This is a genomic window from Rathayibacter sp. PhB127, from assembly GCF_003751665.1.
In the GTDB taxonomy this organism is placed as follows: domain Bacteria; phylum Actinomycetota; class Actinomycetes; order Actinomycetales; family Microbacteriaceae; genus Rathayibacter; species Rathayibacter festucae.
The window spans coordinates 220,685-242,855 of sequence record NZ_RKHW01000001.1 but is presented as its reverse complement, the minus strand read 5'-3'; the positions used below and the strand labels follow the sequence as shown (position 1 = coordinate 242,855).

Sequence of the window (22,171 nt, the reverse complement as noted above, 5' to 3'; positions counted from 1 at the left end):
GACCGCCTACTCCTGAGGGCGCGCTGCCGCCGCGGCCTTCGCGGCGGCCGGCAGCGCGTCGACGATCCGGCCGATCGCCGCGTCGTCGTGCGCGGCCGAGACGAACCACGCCTCGAACACCGACGGCGGCAGCGAGACGCCCGCGTCGAGCATCGCGTGGAAGAAGGCCGGGTAGCGGAACGACTCCTGCGCCTGGACCTGCGCGTAGTCGCGCACCGGTCCGCCGATGTCGGTGAACATGAAGCTGAAGAGGCTGCCCGCGCTCTGCACCGTGTGCACGACGCCCTCGGCCGAGAGCGCGGCCGAGACCTCGCGCTGCAGCGTCAGGGACGCGCGGTCGAGCGCGGCGTAGACGGCGTCGTCGGCGAGCTGCAGGGTGCGGATGCCCGCGGCCACGGCGACCGGGTTCCCGGAGAGGGTGCCCGCCTGGTACACCGGCCCGAGCGGGGCCAGGTGGTCCATCACGTCCGCGCGGCCGCCGAGCGCCGCGACCGGCATCCCGCCGCCGATGACCTTGCCGAAGGTGTAGAGGTCGGCGACGTAGGGCGCCTCGGCGCCATCGGCACCGGCGCCCGCGTTCTCCAGTCCCCACCAGCCGCCGGCGCTGACGCGGAAGCCGGTCAGCACCTCGTCCATGATCAGCAGCGAGCCGTTGGCGTGCACGAGCTCGGCGAGTGCCGCGTTGAAGCCCGGCGCGGGCAAGACGACGCCCATGTTCGCGGCGGCCGCCTCGGTGATCACCGCGGCGATCTCGGAGCCGCGCTCGGCGAGGACCGCGCGCACCGCGTCGAGGTCGTTGTAGGGCAGCACGATCGTCTGCGCGGCGGTGGCCGCGGTGACGCCGGCCGAGGCGGGCAGGGCGAGCGTCGCGAGGCCGGAGCCGGCGTCGGCCAGCAGTCCGTCGGAGTGGCCGTGGTAGTGGCCGGAGAACTTGATCAGCAGATCGCGGCCGGTGACCCCGCGGGCCAGGCGGATCGCGGTCATCGTCGCCTCGGTGCCCGTCGAGACGAGCCGCAGCTTCTCGATCGGCGACACTCCGCCGGCCGTGATCCGCGCCTCGACCAGCTCGGCCAGCTCGGTCTCGGCCGGGGTCGACGCGCCGAAGGAGAGCCCGCGGGCCGCCGCCTCCTGCACGGCGGCGACGACCTCGGGGTGCGCGTGGCCGAGCACGGCCGGACCCCAGGAGCAGACCAGGTCGACGTACTCGCGGCCGTCGGCGTCGGTGATGTACGGGCCGGTCGCCGACACCATGAACCTCGGGGTCCCGCCGACCGAGCGGAAGGCGCGGACCGGCGAGTTCACGCCGCCGGGGATCGCGTGCCGGGCACGCTCGTACAGGGTGTCGTTCGCGGTGGGAGTCACCCGACCACGATACGGCGCGCGCCTCAGCGGACGCCGGACGCGGGACCGCCCGGCCTACTTCAGCAGGTCGTTCGCGAGCTCGACGGCCCAGTAGGTGAGCACGGCGTCGGCGCCGGCGCGGACGATGCCGGTGACCGACTCCACGATCGCGGCCTCGCGGTCGATCCAGCCGTTCGCGGCGGCGGCCTCGATCATCGCGTACTCGCCGGACACCTGGTACGCCCAGACCGGCACGTCCGAGATCGCCGCGACGTCGGAGAGCACATCGAGGTAGGACATCGCCGGCTTCACCATCACGACGTCCGCGCCCTCGGCGAGGTCGAGCGTCGCCTCGCGGAGCCCCTCGCGGCGGTTCGCCGGGTCCTGCTGGTAGGTGCGGCGGTCGCCCTCGAGCGTCGACTGGACGGCCTCGCGGAAGGGGCCGTAGAAGCTGGAGGCGTACTTCGCGGAGTAGGCGAGGATCGCGGTGTCGAGGTGGCCGGCGCCGTCGAGGGCCGCGCGGATCGCGCCGACCTGGCCGTCCATCATCCCGGACAGCCCGAGCAGGTGCGAGCCGGCCTCGGCCTGCGCGAGCGCCATCTGCTCGTAGCGGAGCAGCGTCGCGTCGTTGTCGACCCGGCCGTGCGCGTCGAGCACGCCGCAGTGCCCGTGGTCGGTGAACTCGTCGAGGCAGAGGTCGGTCTGCACGACGAGCGCGTCGCCGACCTCCTCGACGACGACCCGCGCGGCGGCGTTGAGCACGCCGTCGGGGTCGGTCGCTCCGGAGCCCACCGCGTCGCGGGTACTCGGCACGCCGAACAGCATGACGCCGCCGATCCCCGCCTCGGCCGCCTCGGTCACCGCGCGGCGGACGCTGTCCAGCGACTGGTGCGACACCCCCGGCATCGAGCCGATCGGCTGAGGTTCCGTGATCCCCTCGGCGACGAAGAGGGGGAGGACGAGCTGGGCGGGGTGGACGCGCGTCTCCCGCACGAGCCGGCGCAGGGCCGGGGTCGTGCGGAGGCGCCGCGGGCGGATCGCGGTCATGCCTCCAGCCTAAGCCGGGCTCGCGTCGCGTCCCCTGACCGTCGACATCCACTCCTCCCCAGGGTCGTCTCGTCCTCCTTCCTGCACAGATCACCGACGAGCGCCCGCACCCGAGGCGGTGCTCCGCCACCGTCGACACCATGGACGGAGTCGGCTCTCTCCTCGTTTCGGGCGGCGGGTTCGCTCCCGCGAGCGCCTTTCGCGCCGCCGGCGTGGACCGGTCCGCGGTCGAGCGCGCCCTGTCGACGGGCGAGATCGTCCGGGTGCGTCGCGGCTGGTACGCGATGGCAGGAGCGCCCGAGGCCGAACTGGCCGCCGTGCGCGCCGGGGGAGTCCTCACGTGCGTCTCTCTGCTGCACGCTCTCGGGCTCTGGACCACCGAGCGGCCAGGCCTGCACATCGCGCTCGGCGACTCCTTCGTCCATGCCCTGCGTCCGGGGGCGGTCGGCCACTGGCGGCGATGGCCGGGTCAGGGTCGGCGCTCGTTCTCGCAGGACGGGATCGGTGCGGCGATCCTGAATCTCATCACCTGCATCGGTGAGGACGACGCCGTCGTGACGATCGACTCGGCTCTCAACCTGGGCCTGCTCGCCGAGGACGACCTTCCGACGCTCCGCGCGCTCGCTCCGGCGGGGAAGCGGGCGGTCTTCGCCCGTGTCGACGGCCGCAGTCAGTCCGGACTCGAGACGAAGACCCGCTTGAGCATGCGCCGCCGCAACGTACCGGTCCGCACGCAGGTCCTCGTTCCGCGTGTCGGACGTGTGGACGAGGTGATCGGCGAGCGGATGGTCCTCGAGACCGACGGCTACCGCTACCACTCCAGCATCGAGCAGTTCCACGAGGACCGGCGGCGCGATCTCGAGCTCGCTCGCCAGGAGTACCTCTGCATCCGGCTCGACAACCACCAGATCATGGACGACTGGCCCCGCACGGAAGCAGCCCTCTTCGAGATGATCCGCCGGAACGAGCACATGTGGACAGCAGCGCAACACAGGCGCCGGGCACTCGAACACGGGTGAGCGTCCACCTCGACCAGTGACGGCCGCACAACATCAGCTGAGAAGGGGGTCCCTCCTCTGTCAGCGGAGGCCCACCCGTCTCAGCTGATGTTGTGCGCGAAGAGCGCCGGTCAGCGGGTCGCGCGCTCCGCGGCGACGCCGGCGACGGCGTCGATCAGGGAGGAGGCGGAGCGCTCATCGGCGACGACGTCGACGCGCAGGCCGAAGGCGCGCGCGTCCTTCGCGGTCTGCGGGCCGATCGCGGCGACGAGCGTCGACTCGGGCACGGGGCCGAGCTGCTTCTGCACCTGCTCGGCCACGCTCCCCGAGGTGACCAGGATCGCGTGCACGGCACCGCTCGCGACGTCCGCGACGACGCGGTCCTCGACCTGCACGCCGACGGTGCGGTAGGCGACCACCGAGCGGACGTCGTGGCCGATGCGCTTCAGGCCCTCGGTCAGCAGCGGCTTCGCGATCTCGGAGCGCAGCGTGAGCACCCGGAGCGGGTGCTGCCCGCCGGTCGCCTGCTCCCACTCGGCGAGCAGGCCCTTCGCGGAGTTGTCCTCGGACGGCACGAGGTCGACCGAGTAGCCGGCCGCCACGAGCGCCGCGGCCGTGGTCTCGCCGACGGCGGCGACCTTCGTGCCCGCGGGCACGGTCGTGCGCAGGAGCGACAGCACGTCGACCGTGGTCGCGCTCGTCACCGTCATCCAGTCGAAGGCGCCGGACTCGAGGTCGGCCAGGGCCTGCTCGAGCGCCGGGAAGTCGTCGGTGGGCGCGAAGTTGATCATCGGAGCGACGACGGGCGACGCTCCCTTCGCACGGAGGGCACCGGCGACGCCGTCGCCCCACGGACCTCCGCGGGGGACGAGGACACGCCAGCCCTGCAACGGCTTCTCCCACTGGGAGTAGGCGGCGGGCACGATCACGAAGAGGCTCCCAGAGGTGCGAGTTGGGCGGCACCCGCACCGAGAAGCGCGTCAGCGAGCAGAGAGCCGCAACGGAACGCGGCTTCGACGACGGGCAGTTCGCGACCACCATACTGCGAAACCGCCAGGTGTCGAGGTCCGTCGACCGAACCGTTATCGATCGGCTCCGCCACCTCCCGAGAGAGGGACGCCGAGCCGTCGACCGCGAAGACCACGCCGCGGGTCACCACACGGCCGCCCTCGACCGTCGCGCTCGCGCCGATCGGCGCCGCGCAGCCCGCCTCGAGCACGGCGAGCAGCGCCCGCTCGGCGGTGATCGCCGCCCGGGTGGGAGTGTGCTCGACCGCCGCGAGGGCCGCGCGCAGCTCGTCGGACGGCTCCTCGTCGCGGACCTCGATCGCCAGCGCACCCTGACCGGGTGCGTGCGGCGAGACACCGAAGTCGAGGACCTCGGTGACCGCGTCGGTCCGCCCGAGGCGCCGCAGCCCCGACAGGGCGAGCACGATCGCGTCCAGCGGTGACGAGCTCCCGGCGGCCACGCGGCCGAGCCGGGTGTCGATGTTGCCGCGGATGTCGACGATCTCGAGATCGGGACGTGCCGCGAGCAGCGCCGCGCGACGACGCGGCGAGCCGGTGCCGACCCGCGCACCGCGGGGCAGCGTCGCGAGCGTCGCCCCGTCGCGGGCGCAGAGCGCGTCGCGCGGATCCTCCCGCTCGGGCACCGCGCCGAGGACGAGGCCCTCGACCGGCGCCGTCGGCAGATCCTTGAGCGAGTGCACGATCGCGTCGCAGCGCCCGGCCAGCAGCGCGTCGCGCAGCGCGCTCACGAAGACCCCGGTGCCGCCGAGCGAGGCGAGCGAGCCGCGCATCCGGTCGCCGTCGGACTCGATGCGCACCAGCTCGACCGGCACGCCGGCGGCCTGCGCCATCAGATCGGCGGTCATCCGGGTCTGCGCCACCGCGAGAGCGCTCGCGCGGGTGCCGACTCGGATGCTCACGGGGCGATGCTCCCCGTCACAGAGCGACCCCGCCCGTCACGGCGCGATCCCCGCCAGCGCCGGCTTGAAGCCCGCGCGCACGTTCTCGCAGCAGCCGGGACGGCAGACGTCGTACCAGGGGCCGAGCGCCGTCATCGACGGACGGTCCTCCACGGGCGTGCCGTTGACCCGCTCCATCACCAGGTCGACGAGACCGGAGACGTAGACCGGGTCGGTGCCCGGCGTCGCGACGCGGACGGCGACGAGGCCGTGCTCCTCGGAGGTCTCGAGGGCCTCGTTGTCGAGGTCCCACATGACCTCCATGTGGTCCGAGACGAAGCCGAGCGGCACGATCACCAGCGCCTTGCGGCCCTTGGCGGGCAGCTCGGCGATCGCGTCGTTGATGTCGGGCTCGAGCCACGGCTGGGTGGGCGGGCCGGAGCGCGACTGGTAGACGAGCTGCCACGGGACGTCCTCCGCGCCGGCGGCCGCCATCACGACCTCCGCGACCGCGAGGTGCTGCGCCTCGTACGCGCCGCCGTCGCCGAAGTGGTGCACGTCGACGACGGTGCCGTCCTCGTGGCGCTCGTGCGGTCCACTGCGCGCGGCATCGGTCGAGGGGATCGAGTGCGTCGCGAAGAGCACCTCGACCTCGGTGGTCGCGTCGAGCCCGGGCAGGCGCGAGCGCAGCTCGTCGAGCCCGTCGTGGACGGCCTTCACGAACGGCATCACGAAACCCGGGTGGTCGAAGAACTGGCGGACCTTGTCGATCCGCAGCTCGCCCTCGAGGCCGGTCGCGTCCAGCGCGGCCGCGAAGTCCTCGCGGTACTGCCGGCAGGAGGAGAACGACGAGTAGGCGCTGGTCGCGATGGCGATCAGGTTCGAGAAGCCGCGCTCCTTCGCCTCCGTCACCGCCTCGCTCATGTAGGGCGCCCAGTTGCGGTTGCCCCAGAGCACCGGCAGGTCGATGCCGCGGCTCGCGAGCTCGGCCTCGAGGGCGGCCTTGAGCGCGCGGTTCTGCGCGTTGATCGGGCTGACGCCGCCGAAGTGGCGGTAGTGGTGGGCGACCTCCTCGAGGCGCTCCTCCGGGATGCCGCGACCGCGGGTGACGTTGCGCAGGAACGGGATGACGTCGTCCTGCCCCTCGGGGCCGCCGAAGCCGGCGAGCAGGATCGCGTCGTAGGCGACCGGCTCGGTGACGTGCTCGGGGCCCGACGCCGCGGCCGGCGTGGCACCGCGGACGAGGACGCCCTCGGCGACCTCGGGGACGGGTTCGGCGAAGTCGCGCGCCTCGGGGGCGGGGACGGTGGAGCTCATCGGAGGACCTCGGCGATCTGGTCGGCCTCGATGCGCCGACCGGTGTAGAAGGGGACTTCCTCGCGCACGTGACGGCGGGCCTCGGTGGCCCGCAGATCGCGCATGAGGTCGACCAGGTTGACGAGCTCCTCGTCCTCGAGCGCGAGGATCCACTCGTAGTCGCCGAGCGAGAACGAGGCGACCGTGTTGGTCAGCACGGAACGGAAGCGCGAGCCCTGGCGGCCGTGCTGGGCGAGCATGGTGCGGCGCTCCTCCTCGGGGAGGATGTACCACTCGTAGGAGCGGACGAACGGGTAGACCGTCAGCCAGCGGGCCGGCGCCTTGCCGCGCATGTAGGCGGGGAGGTGGTTCGCGCTGAACTCGGCGTCGCGGTGCACGCCCATCGCGTTCCAGGTGGGCAGCAGCGCGCAGAGAAGGTCGGTGCGGCGGAGCTCCCGGTAGGCGCGCTGGAGCTCCTCGGGCGCGGCTCCGGTGAGCCAGAGCATGATGTCGGCGTCGGCGCGCAGGGCCGAGACGTCGTAGGTGCCGCGCACCGTGACGCCCTCGCCCGCGAGCCGCGCGACGGTGTCCTCGTAGCCGGCGGCCGCCCGGGCGGCCTCGTCGGCGGAGAGGGTGAACGGACGTGAGGGATCCCTGCGGAGAACCGCCCAGAGCGTGTATCCCAGGGCCTGATCGGAGTGATCCTGATCGGCGGGGGGCTGCGGCGCCGGAGCGGCGCTCGTGTCGGGGGCGGACTGAACGGGACCCGCCGTGTCGGCGGTCTGATCGGTCATTGATCCATCATCCCTCCGCTCGTGCGGATGCACAAAAGCAGGAGGGGCTCTGGCGCCGAGGGGTCCGGAGCGCTAGCGATCCGGACCCCTCCGCTCACGAGGTGAGGCGGGCGGGGTCAGTCCTCGACGACGGCGCGGACGATGCCCCAGACGACGAGGCCGACCGCGGCGGCAGCACCGGCGGCACCGGCGATCAGCGCCTCGGGGTGGTGCTTGCGCACGACGGAGACCTTGCGCTCGAGCGTCCGCTGGACGTTCCGCACCTTGCGCGGGACGTTCACCTTGTACTCGATCGCGTCGAGCGTCGCGGCGAGCTCGGTGCGCGCGCGCTCGATGTCGGCCTTCAGCTGGCTCGGCTGGAGCTCCGCCGGGTCGACGAAGCGGGGCGTGGTGCTGGATACAGCGCGATCAGTGGTCATAGCTGCCGACTCCCTTGAACGCCTGGACGTCCTTCTTGATGCTCTCGATCGAGTCCTGCGGAACGGGCGGGACGGCCTTCTTGATCGACTTGACGCCGACCAGGATCAGCACGACCGCCACGAGCAGGAAGAACACGGTCACGATCAGCGCCGACAGCCAGGCGGGGAGCCAGGAGGCGATGCCGATGATCGCGAAGGTGACGAGGGTCGCCCACGCGGTGAGGAGGAAGAAGGCCGCGACCGCGAACAGCGCGACCGCGAGTCCGGCGCTCTTCGCCTTGCCGGACAGCTCGTTCTTGAGGGACGCGATCTCGGCCTTGACGAGCTCGATCACGAGACCGGGGAGGTCGCTGACCAGCTCGCCCAGCGATCGGGCGTTCTTCGGATTGCGTTCGTTCACCACGGGGGCTCCTCGGAGGGTGGTCGTGCCGGGCCTCGGCCGAACGGACGGCCCGGAGGGATGAGGACTACGCCTTGCTGGTGGAGGACGACGACGTCGATCCTCCGGAGCCGGCCGCGGCGGCGGCCTCGTCGACCTTCGACGCGGCCGAGCGGGCCGCGGCGGTCGCCTCGGCCGAGGAGGCGCCCTGGGCCTTCTTGCCGCCGGACACCGCCTTCACCACGACGGTGCGGACGAGCTCGTAGGCCTTGTCCGAGACGGTGCTGAGCTGCGTCTTCGCCGCTCCGCCGACGGCACCCGCGACGTCCTGCACGGGCTGCGTCTGCCAGAACCTGTTCGCCGCCGAGGCGATCTGCTCGTACCGCTTGCGACCGGCACGCGCTCCCAGCACGTAGCCGGCTGCGGCTCCTGCCACGAAAAGAATCTTGCCCTTCACGCCTACTCCTCGTCCTGGGCCGCTCTCGCGGCTCGTTCACGCGGTCGATGACCACTCGTGTCGGGGCACGCCGCAGTCATGCGGGAGCCTCCGACCCAGAGTAGCCGTCGCCGTCATATTCTTCGCGCGGTATGCCGACGCCTTGACGCACCAGTCGGCGGCGGATAAGAGCGGCGGTCTCGGCGGCGTGCGGGAGCACCGAGGCCAGCCCGGTCCCCGCGAGCCAGGTGCCGGTGACGGCGATCCCGGCGACCGGGGCGAGCGCCGCACGGAAAGCCTCCAGGTGCGCGCGCCGGCCGAGCGCCGCGGCCGGGCGGACGTTCGCCCAGCGCACCCTGGCCGAGTCGACGAGGGTCGCGGGGTCGAGCTCGATCCCGAGCAGGATCGACGCGTCGCGCAGGGCGGTCGCGGCCGCCTCGGCGTCGCTCGCGCCCTCGAGCGGCGGATGCTCCCCCGGACGCCCGTAGGAGAGGCGGAGGACGTGCCGTCCCGCGGGCAGGCCGGCCGCCAGCCAGGCCCACTTCGCGGTGGCGTGGGTGATCGCCTTCGCCGTGACGTCCCGGGCGGTCGGCGCGACGAGCACGCCGGAGCCGCGGGGTGCGGCGTCGAGGCGGGCGTCGTCGACGACGAGGGTGACCAGCTCGACGGAGTCGTTCAGCACCTCGGCCGCCTCGTCGCGCACGGCGGGGACGATCCCGGCGAGCAGCTCGCGCGCGTCGCGCTCCGGGGTCGAGACGATGACCGACCGCGCGGTGAGCACGCCGCCGTCGTCGAGGGTGAGCAGGAACGGCTCGCCGTCGCCCTCGAGCCGGGTCACGCCGGTCCGCACCCGGATCTCGCCAGAGAGGTAGTCGATCCGCTCGACGAGCGCGGCGACCAGGCGGTGCATCCCGCCGTCGATCCCGCGGACGGCGACGCCCGCGGGGAGGTTCGCTCGCAGGGCGGCGACCGCGCCGGCGAGCGACCCCGCCCGGGTGATCGCCCCGTTCAGCCCCGGAGCCGCCGCGTCGACGTCGATGTCCTCGGGGCGGCTGGAGTAGACGCCGGAGACGACGGGCGCCACGAGATCGTCCAGGACCCGCTGCCCCATCCGGGTGCGCACCAGCTCCGCGAGGGAGTGGGCCCGGCCGATTCGCAGCACCGGCATCACGGCGTCGAGCCAGGCGCGCGCGGCGCCGCGGCGGCCGACCGCGCGGACGACGTCGGGTGCGAGCGGGGTGCCGGGGATGCCGAGGATCCCGGCGCGCGGTGAGGGGACGGAGCGGCCGCCCGCGAGGTGCAGCCAGGAGCCGCCGGTCCGCGGCTCGACGATCGACTCGGCGAGCGGCCGGCCGTCGAGGGTGAGCGCGGCGAGAGCCTTCTCGACGTGACCGCCGCGGGTGGCGAAGCTCTCGGCGCCGGCATCGAGGACGGCTCCGGCGATCTCGAGCGGGGCGACCGAGCCGCCGACCGCGTCGCTTGCCTCGAGCACCACCACGCGCAGGCCGATCCGCAGGCACTCGGCGGCGGCGGCGAGTCCCGCCACTCCCCCGCCGACGACCGCGACGTCGTAATCGGCGCCGGCCCCGGTGCCGTGCCCCTCGGTGCTGTTCCCCTCGGTCATGGCCGCCAGGCGTGCACGTGCGCGACCAGGCGCGTCAGCACGTCGGGGTCGGTCTCGGGCGGCACGCCGTGGCCCAGGTTGAGCACGTGGGCCGGCGCGCTGGTGCCGCGGCGGAGGACGTCGTCGACGTGCGCGGCCAGCACCTCCCACGGGGCGGAGAGCAGCGCCGGGTCGACGTTGCCCTGCACCGGCACGAAGCCGCCGAGCCGGTGGTTCGCCTCGTCGAGCGGGATGCGGTAGTCGACGCCGACGACGTCCGCGCCGATCCCGTGCATCGCGCCGAGCAGCTCGCCGGTGCCGACGCCGAAGTGCACGATCGGCACGTTCCGGCGGGTCTCGCCGTGATCGTAGGCGAGGTCGCGCACGTGGGTCAGCGCCCGCGAGGAGGCGGGAGCCACGTGCGCGGTGTAGTCGGCGAGGGACAGCGCGCCGGCCCAGGAGTCGAACAGCTGCGCGGCGCTCGCCCCGGCCAGCACCTGCGCGCGGAGGAAGCGACCGGTCACCTCGGCGGTCCACTCCATCAGCCGGGCCCAGGCCTCGGGGTCGGCGTGCATCAGGGTGCGGGCGCGGATGTGGTCCTTGGACGGCCCGCCCTCCACGAGGTAGGCCGCGAGGGTGAACGGGGCGCCGGCGAAGCCGATCAGCGGTGTCCCGCCCTCGCCGATCTCCCGCAGACCCTCGACCGTGCGGCGGACGCCCTCGCGGATCGGCTCGAGCGTCTCGTCGAGCAGGGCCGGATCGAGCGCGACCAGCTCGTCGACGTCCGCGGCGGTGCGCACCGCCTTCTCGAGAACGGGTCCGCGCCCGGGGACGATGTCGACCGCCACGCCCGCGAGGCGCAGCGGGATGACGATGTCGCTGAAGAAGATCGCCGCGTCGACGCCGTGCCGGCGGATCGGCTGCAGGGTGATCTCGCTCGCGAGCGCCGGGTCGAGGCAGGCGTCGAGCATCTGGGTGTCGGTGCGCAGCGCCCGGTACTCGGGCAGGCTGCGGCCGGCCTGGCGCATGAACCAGACGGGCGTCGACTCCGGCCGATCGGAGCGGTAGGCCCGCAGGAGAGAGGAGTCGGCCGTGCGCCCGGAGGCGAGCGGGTGCAGCGGATCGAGCAGGCCGGCGATGGGGGAGGTCACCGCGGCATTATTCCAGGCCCCGCTGATCCGGGAGCATTCGTGCAGTCTTCCCCAGGACCGCGGCCGACCCCCGGACGCCCCGGGTAGACTGCCCTGGTGCTTCTGTGTCTGACGGCGTCGCACAAGAACGCCAGCTTCGATCTCCTCGAGAAGCTCTCCGTCGACTCCTCCGCCGTCGCGTCAGCGCTCTCGGACGGCATCGACTTCGTCTCGGGTGCCGTGGTCGTCGCGACCTGCAACCGCTTCGAGGCCTACCTCGACATCGACGAGCCGCTCACCGCCGCGCAGGCCGTGACCGTCGAGGCCGCCACCGCCGCGGTGAGCGCCGCGACCGGCGTCGAGCAGGAGGAGCTGCGGAGCTCGGTCACCGTCGTCTCGGGCGACCGCGTCGCCGAGCACCTCTTCGCCGTCTCCAGCGGACTCGAGTCCGTCGTCGTCGGCGAGGGCGAGATCGCCGGCCAGGTCCGCCGCTCGCTCGAGGAGGCGCGCCGCCTCGGCACCACCTCCTCCGAGCTCGAGCGCCTCTTCCAGCGCGCCTCGCAGACCTCGCGCGGCATCAAGAACCGCACCGGCCTCGGCAGCGCCGGTCGCTCGATCGTGCGCCTCGCCCTCGATCTCGCCTCCAGCCGCATCACCGACTGGCGCGCCGCCCGGGTGCTGCTGATCGGCACCGGCAGCTACGCCCGCGCGACCGTCGCGGCGCTCCGCGACCGCGGCGTGCTCGAGATCGCCGTCCACTCCCCCTCCGGCCGCGCCGAGGGCTTCGCGACCCGCCGCGCGCTCCGCCCGATCGACGGCGCCGAGCTGGCGACCGAGGCCGTCGCCGCCGACGTCGTCATCACCTGCACCACCACCCAGGAGCCCGTCCTCGACGCGGCGATCCTCACGGAGGGACGCCTGCGCGGCTTCTCCCGCGAGCGCCAGCTGGTCATCGACCTCGGCCTCCCCCGCAACGTCGCCGCCGACGTCACCACCGTGACCGGCGTCGAGCTGCTCGACCTCGAGACGATCAGCCTGCACGCCCCGCTCGACGTGCTCGACGCGTCGACCCAGGCGCGCGCCCTCGTCGACAAGGCCGCTCGCAAGTTCTCCGACGTGGCCGACGAGAAGAGCCTCACCCCCGCCGTGGTCGCCCTGCGCGCCCACGTCTTCGATGCGCTCGACGCCGAGATCGAGCGCGCCCGCTCGCGCGGCGACGAGGACGGCCGCACCGAGCAGGCGCTGCGGCACCTGGCCGGCGTGCTGCTGCACACCCCGAGCGTCCGCGCCCGCGACTACGCCCGCGCCGGCGAGCAGGAGGCGTACCTCACCGGCCTCGAGGCGCTGTTCGGCATCGAGGTGCCGGCCGAGCGCACCGCCGCCCGCCCGCTCGAGGCCGGCGGCGAGTCCGCGGCCTCGGCGTGACGCCGCTGCGGCTCCCGTACGACGCGGAGCCGATCGAGACGGAGCGGCTGCTGCTGCGTCCTCTCTCGCTCGACGACGCCGAGGACCACGCCCGCTACCAGGGCGACGCCGAGGCGGTCCGCTACCTGCGCTGGCCGGTGCGGACGCCCGAGGAGTCGCGCGCGCACCTGGCGGTCCGGCTGCCGTCGAGGCGGCTCGCGGCCGACGGCGACGTCGTCGTGCTCGCGATCGTGCCGCGCTCCGGGCCGTTCGCCGGCCGGGTCGTCGGGGATCTCACGCTGATCGCGACCTCGGTCGAGCAGGCCGGCGTCGAGATCGGCTGGGTCCTGCACCCGGAGGCGCAGGGTCGGGGCTTCGCGACGGAGGCCACCCGCGCCCTGATCGACCTGGCCTTCCACCGGCTCGGCGCCCACCGGGTCGTCGCGCAGCTGGACGCGCGCAACACCGCCTCCGCCCGCCTCTGCGAGCGTCTCGGCCTGCGCCTCGAGGCGCACCACCTCGATGACGAGTTCTGCAAGGGCGAGTGGACCTCGACCCTCGTCTACGCCCTCCTCGCCCGCGAGCGCTGACGCCCTCCGCGAGAAGCCACTTGTGCACGCGACACGCCGTGAAAGGCGTGCACAAGTGGCATCTCGCAGGAAGGGTCAGGCGCCGCGCAGGCCCGTGAAGAGGTGGGTCTCCAGCTGGTCGAGCGGGATGCGCTCCTGCTTCATGGTGTCGCGGTCGCGGACCGTCACCGCGTGGTCCTCGAGCGAGTCGAAGTCGATGGTGACGCAGTAGGGCGTGCCGATCTCGTCCTGGCGGCGGTAGCGGCGGCCGATCGCGCCGGAGTCGTCGAAGTCGACGTTCCAGAGCGCGCGGAGCCGGTCGGCGACCTCGCGGGCGAGCGGCGAGAGCGCCTCGTTGCGCGAGAGCGGCAGCACGGCGACCTTGACCGGCGCGAGGCGGGGGTCGAGGTGCAGCACGGTGCGCGTCTCGACCTTGCCCTTCGCGTTCGGCGGCAGCTCCTGCTCCTCGTAGGCGTCGACCAGGAACGCCATCAGCGCGCGGGTCAGGCCGAAGGACGGCTCGATCACGAACGGCACGAAGCGCTCGTTCTTCGTCTGGTCGAAGAAGGAGAGGTCCTTGCCGGAGTGCTCCATGTGCGTCTTGAGGTCGAAGTCGGTGCGGTTCGCGACCCCCATCAGCTCGCCCCACTCGCCCGAGGCGAAGCTGAAGCGGTACTCGATGTCGACGGTGCGCTTGGAGTAGTGGGAGAGCTTGTCCTTCGGGTGCTCGAACTGGCGGATGTTCTCCGGCGAGATCCCGAGGTCGACGAACCAGTCCCAGGCGAGCTGCATCCAGGTCTCCTGCCACTCCTCGTCCGTGCCGGGCTCGACGAAGAACTCGAGCTCCATCTGCTCGAACTCGCGGGTGCGGAAGATGAAGTTGCCGGGGGTGATCTCGTTGCGGAACGCCTTGCCGATCTGGCCGATGCCGAACGGCGGCTTCTTCCGCGCGCTCTGCAGCACGTTGGCGAAGTTGGTGAAGATGCCCTGCGCGGTCTCGGGGCGGAGGTAGTGCAGCCCGGACTCGTCGTCGACGACGCCGAGGTAGGTCTTCATCAGCCCGGAGAACTGCTTGATCTCGGTCCACTGGCCGATCTTGTCGGGGTGCTCCGGGTCCGGGATGTCGGCGAGGCCGTTCTCGGGGGCGTGCCCGTTGACCTCCTCGTACTTCTCGAAGAGGTGGTCCGCACGGTAGCGCTTGTGGGTGATCAGCGACTCGGTGAGCGGGTCGGAGAAGACGCCGACGTGGCCGGAGGCGCTCCAGATCGCGGTCGGCAGGATCACGGCGGAGTCGAGGCCGACGACGTCGCCGCGGCCCTGCACGAACGCCTTCCACCACTGGCGCTTGATGTTCTCCTTGAGCTCGACGCCGAGGGGGCCGTAGTCCCAGGCGGAGCGGGTGCCCCCGTAGATCTCGCCCGAGGGGAAGACGAACCCCCGGTGCTGGGCGAGGGTGACGACCTTGTCGAGGGTGGTGGGTTCTGCCACGGGGAGCTCCTAGCTGTTCGGGCGCACGGGGCCCTGGCGCGCGCCGGCTGCGCGCGTCCTTCTGGTGTGCGTCCATGGTAGCCGCGGGCCCCGGCGGCCGACCGCGGGCGGAGTCCGTCCGCGGGCATGATGGCGGGATGAGCAGCCTCCCTCCCCTCATCGTCTCCGCCGTCGCCGTCCTGCGCGAGCGCCGCGTGCTGATGGTGACGGCTCGCGGGCGCGACGTCGTCTACCTCCCCGGCGGCAAGGTCGACCCGGGCGAGACGAGCGCCGAGGCGGCGGCGCGCGAGACGGAGGAGGAGCTCGGCACCGCGCCCACGGCCCTGCGCGAGCTCTTCACCGTCCGCACCCAGGCGCACGGCGAGCCGGAGGGGCGGGAGGTGCACATGACGGTCTTCGCCGCGGAGCTCGCCGGCGAACCGCGCGCGAGCGGCGAGATCGACGCGCTGCACTGGATCACCGGCGCCGATGCGCACCGCTGCCCGCCGGCCGGGGTCGACACGCTCGAGCGGCTGCGCGCCCTGGACCTCGTCGACTGAGCGCGACCTCGTCGACCGGCGCCGCTGGCGAAGGGCCCTCGCGCAGGCGGCTAGCCTCGTGGCGTGGAGACGAGACGACGCGCCAGAGACCATCCGACCGGAGGCGACGTTCCGCGCCTGGAAGCGGTCCGGCTGGAGGCGGCTGTGCCGATCCTGAGGATCTTCTCCGTCGCCAAGGCGGGCGAGTTCTACGTCGACTACCTCGGCTTCACGGTCGACTGGGAGCACCGCGCCTCGCGCGACGCACCGCTCTACCTGCAGGTCTCGAGGTCGGGTCTGCGGCTGCACCTGAGCGAGCACCACCGCGACGGGAGCCCCGGAGCGGCGGTGCACGTGGCCCTCCGCGGGGTGCGCGAGCTGCACGCCGAGCTCGACTCGAAGGAGTACCCGTACCTCAACCCGCGGATCACGCGATCGCCCTTCGGCTTCGCTCTCGATCTGATCGATCCGTTCGGGAACCAGCTCCGCTTCGCCGAGGCCGCCCCGGACGCCGCTAACGCCTGAGAGTCCGCTGGTCAACCGTTCACCGCCTGTCCACCGCTTTCCGATGCGGGTCCCCTAGCGTGGCCGGGATGGTGACTCGGGGGACGACACGACGACCGGACGAGGTCCGGCCGCAGGGGCTGCGCCTGCGCGCACCGCTGCTGTCGACGGCGGCGCCGCTCGTGGTCGGACTGATCGGCTCGCTCGCGATCCTCGCGGGCTCCCTCGCGGTCGGCTACCTCCCGCTCGACTCGCCGATCCTGAGCTGGCCGCTGATCGCGGCGCTGCGCGCCTCCGCCGGCGCCACCGAGCTCGGCGTCGTCGCCGTCGTCGGCGGCGGGATCCTGCTGCTCGTCGCCTGGCTGCGCCTGCGCGCGGTCGCGCTGGACGACCGGCCCGGCTCGGTCCGGGCGATCCTGGTCGCCGCGCTGGCCTGGGCCGCTCCCCTGCTGCTCGCCGTGCCGCTGTTCAGCCGCGACATGTTCTCCTACGTCGCGCAGGGCCGGCTGATGACGGCCGGCGTGAACCCGTACTCGAGCGGTGTGGCCACCCTCCCCGGCTGGTTCGCCCTCGGCGTCGATCCGCGCTGGGCCGACACCCCGACGCCCTACGGCCCGCTCTACCTGCTCGCCGAGCAGACCGCCGTGCACGTCGCCGGCTGGACGTTCCCCGAGCTCTCGATCGCGATGCTCCGCGCGCTCTCCGTCGCCGGAGTCGCCGTCAGCGCCGTCTACGCGCTCCGGCTCGCCCGGCTGCGCGGGCTGTCCGTCCCGCTCACCGCCTGGAGCCTCGTCGCCAACCCGCTCACCCTCGTCCTCTTCGTCGTCGCCGGGCACAACGACTCGGTGATGATCGCGCTGATCCTCGCCTCGCTCTACTACGGGCACACCGACCGCCGGGTGGCGGCGGTGCTGCTGATGGGAGCGGCGATCGCGGTCAAGCCGGTGGCGGTCATCGCACTGCCGGTGCTCGCGCTGCTCTGGCTCCGCCACGACGCGACGCTGCGGGAGCGGATCCGCGCCTGGGCTTGGAGCGGCGCCGGCGCGCTCGCCGTCGTGGTCGCGATCGGCCTCGCCGCGGGCGTGGGCGTGGGCTGGATCGGCGCGATGATCGTGCCCGGCTCGATCCTGCACTGGTACGCGCCGATGTCCGCCGTCGTCGTCGCGGTCTCCACTGCCGTGCAGATGACCGGCCACGACCCGGCGACGGCGATCGCCGTGGTCAAGATGCTCGCCCTGCTCGCCGCCGGGCTGGCCGCCGGTGCCCTGATGCTGTCGCGACGGGCGATCGACCCGCTCGCCCGCCTGACCGGCGCGCTGCTGGCCTTCGTCACCGCGTCGACCGCCATCCACCCCTGGTATGCGCTGTGGATCCTGCCGATCGCCGCGCTCTCACGGCCCTGGCGCAGCACCCACCGGCACCTGGCGGTCTACGCCACGGTCTTCCTGATGTGCGTCACGCTCGCCGAGCCGGTCGACGGCGGGGGCGGCGCGGTCGACCAGATCCCGGTCCGCGTCGCGACCATCGCCGCGATCGTCGTCGTCGGCGTCTACGTGCTCGTGAGCTACTCCGACGAGGAGCACGTGGACGCGCGCCGTCTCGTCGGCGCGGTCCCCTTCGGCTCCGAGATCCTGAGCCGCCTCAGCGGCGGCCGCCTCGGCGCCCCGGCCCCCCTGCGCGTCCCGGCCCGCAAGTAGCGGCAGCCCTCGCCTCCCCCTGCTGGTCGAGTAGCCCCGGAGGGCGTATCGAGACCCACCGGCCCCAGCAGGGTGGTCAGGCTCCGTCGGTCCTGCGCGCGCGGCGCTCGAGCGCCGCCTGTGCGGCGGCCGCGGCGGTGTCCTTCTCGGTGCCGCCGAGGACACCCGAGAGCGAGGAGAGCCAGTCGGAGTCGTTCCGCCGGTCGGCGACCGCGTCCACGAAGAGCGGCAGCTCGCTCCTGGTCGCGTGGATCGCGTAGTCCTCACGGCTGTAGTCGGTCGTCTCGGCGTCCGGCGTCGCGGCGTCGTCGCCGCGGTCGTCCTGAGTCATGGTGCCCTCTCAGCGGCCCGGTCCGTCCCGAGCACCCCGTCAGGCTAGCCCTGTTCAGGGGGTGTCGGCATCCTCGCCGCCGCCGCGCGGCAGCGGCCGCCAGACCACGAGCTCGGTCCGCCGCTGCGCGCGCGTGCCGTGCCGGAGGGTGACGACGTCGCCCTCGAGACCCGCTGCGAAGACCCGGCGGCCGGGGCGGTTGAGCAGCTCGTCGGCCAGCGCGGACTCCAGCTCGCGCACGCGCTGCGACAGCGAGAGCACCTGGTTCTCGAGCTGGAGGATGCGCGCGATGCCCTCGAGCGAGACGCCCTCGGAGGAGAGCCGGGCGACCTCGCGCAGCTGCACGACGTCGCGCATCGAGTAGCGGCGGGACTTGCCGGCCGTCCGGGTCGGCCGCACGAGGCCCAGCCGGTCGTACTGCCGCAGCGTCTGGGGGTGCATGCCGGCGAGGTCGGCGGCGACCGCGATCGCGAACACCGGGGTGCTCTCGTCCACGTCTCCTCCTCTCCGGCCGGCCCGCACGGGACCGGGCAGCGCTCCTCACGGACCGCGCTAGTAGCGAGCCTTCTCCAGGATGTCGTCCCGCGGGTTGTCCGACGGCTCGGCTGCCGCGTAGGCCTCGAGGGCGTCGCGCGCCGCGCCGGACAGGTGATCGGGCACCGCGACCTGGATCTCGGCCAGCAGGTCGCCCGTCCCCTTGCCGGTCGCGACCCCGCGGCCCTTGACCCGCAGCACGCGGCCGCTCGGGGTCCCGGGCGCGACGCGGAGCTTGACCGGGTCGCCGCCGAGGGTCGGCACCTCGATCGTCGCGCCGAAGACGGCCTCGACGAAGGTGACGGGGACGGTGACGCGCAGGTTCAGGCCGTCGCGCTCGAAGACCGGGTGCTTGCGCACCGCGACGGTGAGCACGAGGTCGCCGGGCTCGCCCCCGTCGGGGCTCGGGCGGCCCTTGCCGCGGACGCGGATCTTCTGCTGGTCGGCGACGCCGGCCGGGATGCGGACCGAGAGCGCGCGGCCCTCGCCGGTCTGCAGCTGCACCGTGTCGCCCTGGGTGGCGGTGCGGAAGTCGATGGTGGTGCTGGCGGTGACGTCGGCGCCCTTCTGCGGACCGCCGAAGCCGCGGAACCCGCCGCTGGGCTGGCCGAAGCGGCCGCCGCCCGCGTTGCCGAACATGCCGCCGAGGATGTCCTCGAAGCCGGCGGGCGGACCCTGCTGGGTGCTGTACGAGGTGCGGCCGCCGCCGCCCTGGTTGAAGACGTTGCCGAAGACGTCGTCGAAGCCGCCCGGCTGGCCGCCGGCCGTGAAGCGGGCGCCGGAGCCCATCGCGCGGATCTGGTCGTACTCCTTGCGGTGCTCGGCGTCGGACAGGACGGTGTACGCCTCGCTGATCTCCTTGAAGCGCGCCTCGGCCTTCGCGTCCCCCGGGTTGGAGTCGGGGTGGAACTGCCGGGCGAGCTTGCGGTAGGTCTTCTTCAGGTCCGCCGCGGAGACGTCCTTCGAGACACCGAGGATCTTGTAGAAGTCCTTGTCGAACCAATCCTGGCTGGCCATGCGCCTCTTTCTTCTCGGTAGTGCGGCCTGTGCCGTCCTGCGGCCCGGTGCCGTCGTGCGGCCCGGTGTCGTCGTGCGGCCTGCGTCGTGGTGCGCGGCCCCCGCCGCCCGGCAGGGGCCGCCCGTGATCGGGACGGCCCCTGCTCGGGAGCGGAGACTCCGCAGTGGTGCGGGAGGCGGGTCAGTCGGCGGGGACCGCGACGACCACCTTGGCGGCGCGCAGCAGCGAGCCGCCGAGGTAGTAGCCCGACTCGACGACGTCCGCGACCGTGGAGGTCTCGGCGCCGGGAGTGGGCTGCTGGAAGATCGCCTCGTGGATGTTCGGGTCGAACAGGTCGCCCACGGCGCCCGTCTTCACCAGCCCGAGCTTCTCGATGCCGCCGCGCAGCTTCTGCGCGATGGCGGTGAACGGACCGCCCTCGGCGAGGTCGCCGTGCTTCTCGGCGCGGTCGATGTCGTCGAGCACGGGGAGGATGACCTTCACCGCGTCGCCGATCGCCCGCTCCTTGTCGACCTGGCGGTTCGACTCGGTGCGCTTGCGGTAGTTCGCGTACTCCGCGGTGACCCGCTGGAGGTCGGCGAGATGCTCGGCCGCGAGCGTCTCGGCGTCGGACTGACCGGAGAGGAACGAGAGGTCGGCGTCGGAGAGCGTCGTCTCGACGTCGGGACCCTCGGCCTCGATCAGGCCCTCGGTGTCCTGGGCGGACTCGGCCGCCTCGGCTCCGCTGGTCGGCTCGTCCTCGGGCACGCCGTTGTCCGGCTCCTGGTTGTGCTTCCCCATCGCTACTTCGTGTCCTTCGGCTCGTCCTCGTCGATGACCTCGGCGTCGACGATGTCCTCGTCGTCCTTCTTCTCGTCCTCGGCCGGCGCGTCCTGCGGAGCGCTCTGCGCGGCCTGGTCCTGCGAGTAGATGGCCTGCCCGATCTTGGTCTGCGAGGCGTTGAGCGCATCGAACGCGGTCTTGACGGCCGCGTCGTCGTCGCCGGCGAGCGCGGTCTTCAGCGCGTCGACGTCGCCCTGGACCTCGGTCTTGACGTCCTCGGGCAGCTTGTCCTCGTTCTCCTTGATCAGCTTGTCGATCGAGTAGGCGAGGGTCTCGGCGTTGTTGCGGACCTCGGCGGCCTCACGGCGGGCCTTGTCCTCGGAGGCGTGCTCCTCGGCCTCGCGCACCATGCGGTCGATGTCGTCCTTGGGCAGCGACGAGCCGCCGGTGATCGTCATCGACTGCTCCTTGCCGGTGCCCTTGTCCTTGGCGGACACGTGCACGATGCCGTTGGCGTCGATGTCGAAGGTGACCTCGACCTGCGGGATGCCGCGCGGCGCCGGAGCGATGCCGGTCAGCTCGAAGGTGCCCAGGTTCTTGTTGTCGCGGGTGAACTCGCGCTCGCCCTGGAAGACCTGGATCGCGACGGACGGCTGGTTGTCGTCGGCCGTGGTGAAGGTCTCGGACCGCTTGGTCGGGATGGCCGTGTTGCGCTCGATGAGCTTGGTCATGATCCCTCCCTTGGTCTCGATGCCGAGCGAGAGCGGGGTGACGTCGATGAGCAGGACGTCCTTGCGCTCGCCCTTGAGGACGCCGGCCTGCAGCGCGGCGCCGACGGCGACGACCTCGTCCGGGTTGACGCCCTTGTTGGGCTCCTTGCCGCCGGTGAGCTTCTTGACCAGCTCGGCCACGGCGGGCATGCGGGTCGAGCCGCCGACGAGCACGACGTGCGCGATGTCGTCGACCTTGACACCGGCCTCCGCGATGACGTCGGTGAACGGCTTGCGGGTGCGCTCGATCAGGTCGTTCGTGAGCTCCTCGAACTTGGCGCGGGTGAGCGTCTCGTCGAGGTTCGCGGGGCCGTTCTCGGTGAGCGAGAGGTACGGCAGCTGGATGCTGGTCGAGGTGCTCGAGGAGAGCTCCTTCTTGGCCTGCTCCGCCGCCTCCTTGAGGCGCTGGCGCGCGATCTTGTCCTTCGAGACGTCGACGCCGGTCGAGTCCTTGAAGCGCTTGACCAGGTAGTCGACGACGCGCTGGTCCCAGTCGTCGCCGCCGAGGCGGTTGTCACCCGAGGTCGCGCGGACCTGGATGGTGGAGAAGTCGTCGTCCTTGCCCACCTCGAGGAGGGAGACGTCGAAGGTTCCGCCACCGAGGTCGAAGACGAGGATGAGCTCGTCCTCCTTGCCCTTGTCGAGGCCGTAGGCGAGCGCCGCGGCGGTCGGCTCGTTGATGATGCGGAGCACGTTGAGGCCGGCGATCTCGCCGGCGTCCTTCGTGGCCTGGCGCTCGGCGTCGTTGAAGTAGGCCGGAACGGTGATGACCGCGTCGGTCACCTTCTCGCCCAGGTACTGCTCGGCGTCGCGCTTGAGCTTGCCGAGGATGCGCGCCGAGATCTCCTGCGGCGTGTACTTCTTGTCCTCGACCGCGAAGGTCCAGTCGGTGCCCATGTGGCGCTTGACGGAGGCGAGGGTGCGGTCGACGTTCGTCACGGCCTGGCGCTTCGCGGTCTCGCCGACGAGCACCTCGCCGTCCTTGGTGAACGCGACGACGGACGGGGTGGTGCGGAAGCCCTCGGCGTTGGCGATGACGGTGGGCTCGCCACCTTCGAGGACGGCCACGACCGAGTTGGTGGTTCCCAGGTCAATGCCTACGGCACGGGACATATGCGTGTTTCTCCTTCGCGGGCGGCCGTCGGGCCGCCCCTCACTGGTGGATCTTCTGCGGGAAAGTCGTTCGCGGGAGTTGAGCCCCGCACGCTCAAGTTTACGCATGGGTCG

23 protein-coding genes are annotated in these 22,171 nt (G+C 72.7%); 6 read left to right on the top strand and 17 right to left on the bottom strand.

Translation table 11 applies throughout. From position 1 onward, the window contains the following. Positions 1-6 precede the first annotated feature (6 nt). Both hemL and hemB read right to left on the bottom strand, forming a co-directional pair. The gene (hemL, locus tag EDF22_RS01220) at positions 7-1,362 is read right to left on the bottom strand and encodes a glutamate-1-semialdehyde 2,1-aminomutase (protein ID WP_185038650.1); all 1,356 of its coding nucleotides are present in this window, start codon (positions 1,360-1,362) and stop codon (positions 7-9) included. Positions 1,363-1,416: 54 nt separating this feature from the next. Further along, entirely contained in the window at positions 1,417-2,388 is a 972-nt protein-coding gene (gene hemB, locus EDF22_RS01215) for a porphobilinogen synthase (RefSeq protein ID WP_123701798.1), read from the bottom strand. A 140-nt stretch (positions 2,389-2,528) separates the two neighbouring features. Between hemB and EDF22_RS01210 the strand changes: the two genes are divergently transcribed. After that, on the top strand, positions 2,529-3,407 hold the full coding sequence (locus EDF22_RS01210; protein WP_123701796.1) for a type IV toxin-antitoxin system AbiEi family antitoxin domain-containing protein: 879 nt from the start codon (positions 2,529-2,531) through the stop codon (positions 3,405-3,407). A gap of 110 nt (positions 3,408-3,517) precedes the next feature. Here the strand turns inward: EDF22_RS01210 and EDF22_RS01205 are convergent, their stop codons facing one another. From EDF22_RS01205 to hemE, 9 genes are all read right to left on the bottom strand, one after another. Further along, positions 3,518-4,312 (bottom strand): uroporphyrinogen-III synthase, encoded by a 795-nt coding sequence (locus EDF22_RS01205; protein WP_123704594.1) that lies wholly within the window; start codon positions 4,310-4,312, stop codon positions 3,518-3,520. Continuing rightward, the gene (hemC, locus tag EDF22_RS01200; RefSeq protein WP_123701794.1) at positions 4,312-5,313 is read right to left on the bottom strand and encodes a hydroxymethylbilane synthase; all 1,002 of its coding nucleotides are present in this window, start codon (positions 5,311-5,313) and stop codon (positions 4,312-4,314) included. Before hemC ends, EDF22_RS01205 begins: the two co-directional genes overlap by 1 nt. A 36-nt stretch (positions 5,314-5,349) precedes the next feature. Then, positions 5,350-6,609: a ferrochelatase gene (locus tag EDF22_RS01195; RefSeq protein WP_123701792.1), complete on the bottom strand. Its 1,260-nt coding sequence runs from the start codon at positions 6,607-6,609 to the stop codon at positions 5,350-5,352. Then, the gene (hemQ, locus tag EDF22_RS01190) at positions 6,606-7,382 is read right to left on the bottom strand and encodes a hydrogen peroxide-dependent heme synthase (protein ID WP_123701790.1); all 777 of its coding nucleotides are present in this window, start codon (positions 7,380-7,382) and stop codon (positions 6,606-6,608) included. The genes EDF22_RS01195 and hemQ overlap by 4 nt, the downstream gene beginning before the upstream one ends. A 116-nt stretch (positions 7,383-7,498) precedes the next feature. Then, positions 7,499-7,801, bottom strand: a complete 303-nt coding sequence (locus tag EDF22_RS01185) for a DUF3618 domain-containing protein (RefSeq protein ID WP_123444872.1) — start codon at positions 7,799-7,801, stop codon at positions 7,499-7,501. Beyond that, positions 7,791-8,204, bottom strand: coding sequence for a phage holin family protein (locus tag EDF22_RS01180; protein WP_123444871.1), 414 nt, complete (start codon positions 8,202-8,204; stop codon positions 7,791-7,793). The genes EDF22_RS01185 and EDF22_RS01180 overlap by 11 nt, the downstream gene beginning before the upstream one ends. 64 nt (positions 8,205-8,268) lie before the next feature. Then, a complete protein-coding gene (locus EDF22_RS01175) occupies positions 8,269-8,616 on the bottom strand; it encodes a YtxH domain-containing protein (RefSeq protein ID WP_185038648.1) in 348 nt (115 codons plus the stop codon). A gap of 97 nt (positions 8,617-8,713) precedes the next feature. Further along, positions 8,714-10,240 (bottom strand): protoporphyrinogen oxidase, encoded by a 1,527-nt coding sequence (gene hemG / locus EDF22_RS01170; RefSeq protein WP_123701787.1) that lies wholly within the window; start codon positions 10,238-10,240, stop codon positions 8,714-8,716. Beyond that, entirely contained in the window at positions 10,237-11,370 is a 1,134-nt protein-coding gene (hemE, locus tag EDF22_RS01165; RefSeq protein WP_243581005.1) for a uroporphyrinogen decarboxylase, read from the bottom strand. The genes hemG and hemE overlap by 4 nt, the downstream gene beginning before the upstream one ends. Before the next feature lie 96 nt (positions 11,371-11,466). Here hemE and EDF22_RS01160 point away from each other — a divergent pair, with 96 nt between their 5' ends. Further along, positions 11,467-12,774: a glutamyl-tRNA reductase gene (locus EDF22_RS01160; protein ID WP_123701785.1), complete on the top strand. Its 1,308-nt coding sequence runs from the start codon at positions 11,467-11,469 to the stop codon at positions 12,772-12,774. Further along, entirely contained in the window at positions 12,771-13,343 is a 573-nt protein-coding gene (locus EDF22_RS01155; RefSeq protein WP_260302089.1) for a GNAT family N-acetyltransferase, read from the top strand. Before EDF22_RS01160 ends, EDF22_RS01155 begins: the two co-directional genes overlap by 4 nt. A gap of 75 nt (positions 13,344-13,418) precedes the next feature. Here the strand turns inward: EDF22_RS01155 and EDF22_RS01150 are convergent, their stop codons facing one another. Next, complete coding sequence (locus EDF22_RS01150; RefSeq protein ID WP_123701783.1) at positions 13,419-14,810, bottom strand: glycine--tRNA ligase; 1,392 nt, start codon at positions 14,808-14,810, stop codon at positions 13,419-13,421. A 137-nt stretch (positions 14,811-14,947) separates the two neighbouring features. Here EDF22_RS01150 and EDF22_RS01145 point away from each other — a divergent pair, with 137 nt between their 5' ends. The 3 genes from EDF22_RS01145 to mptB all read left to right on the top strand — a co-directional run bounded on the left by EDF22_RS01145 (position 14,948) and on the right by mptB (position 17,529). After that, positions 14,948-15,349 carry an NUDIX domain-containing protein gene (locus EDF22_RS01145; RefSeq protein ID WP_123701781.1) on the top strand — a complete coding sequence of 134 codons (402 nt, stop codon included), beginning with the start codon at positions 14,948-14,950 and terminating at the stop codon, positions 15,347-15,349. A 63-nt stretch (positions 15,350-15,412) separates the two neighbouring features. Next, complete coding sequence (locus EDF22_RS01140) at positions 15,413-15,853, top strand: glyoxalase superfamily protein (RefSeq protein WP_260300714.1); 441 nt, start codon at positions 15,413-15,415, stop codon at positions 15,851-15,853. A gap of 68 nt (positions 15,854-15,921) precedes the next feature. Beyond that, a complete protein-coding gene (mptB, locus tag EDF22_RS01135) occupies positions 15,922-17,529 on the top strand; it encodes a polyprenol phosphomannose-dependent alpha 1,6 mannosyltransferase MptB (protein ID WP_123701779.1) in 1,608 nt (535 codons plus the stop codon). Between the two features lie 76 nt (positions 17,530-17,605). On the opposite strand, the gene EDF22_RS01130 is transcribed toward mptB, so the two are convergent. The 5 genes from EDF22_RS01130 to dnaK all read right to left on the bottom strand — a co-directional run bounded on the left by EDF22_RS01130 (position 17,606) and on the right by dnaK (position 22,057). Then, on the bottom strand, positions 17,606-17,860 hold the full coding sequence (locus tag EDF22_RS01130) for a hypothetical protein (RefSeq protein ID WP_123701777.1): 255 nt from the start codon (positions 17,858-17,860) through the stop codon (positions 17,606-17,608). A gap of 54 nt (positions 17,861-17,914) precedes the next feature. After that, positions 17,915-18,355: a heat shock protein transcriptional repressor HspR gene (locus tag EDF22_RS01125; protein ID WP_123701775.1), complete on the bottom strand. Its 441-nt coding sequence runs from the start codon at positions 18,353-18,355 to the stop codon at positions 17,915-17,917. 57 nt (positions 18,356-18,412) lie between these two features. Continuing rightward, on the bottom strand, positions 18,413-19,411 hold the full coding sequence (locus EDF22_RS01120; protein ID WP_123444863.1) for a DnaJ C-terminal domain-containing protein: 999 nt from the start codon (positions 19,409-19,411) through the stop codon (positions 18,413-18,415). 181 nt (positions 19,412-19,592) lie between these two features. After that, complete coding sequence (locus tag EDF22_RS01115; RefSeq protein ID WP_123444862.1) at positions 19,593-20,192, bottom strand: nucleotide exchange factor GrpE; 600 nt, start codon at positions 20,190-20,192, stop codon at positions 19,593-19,595. Between the two features lie 2 nt (positions 20,193-20,194). Beyond that, on the bottom strand, positions 20,195-22,057 hold the full coding sequence (dnaK, locus tag EDF22_RS01110) for a molecular chaperone DnaK (RefSeq protein WP_123444861.1): 1,863 nt from the start codon (positions 22,055-22,057) through the stop codon (positions 20,195-20,197). Between the last annotated feature and the right edge of the window lie 114 nt (positions 22,058-22,171).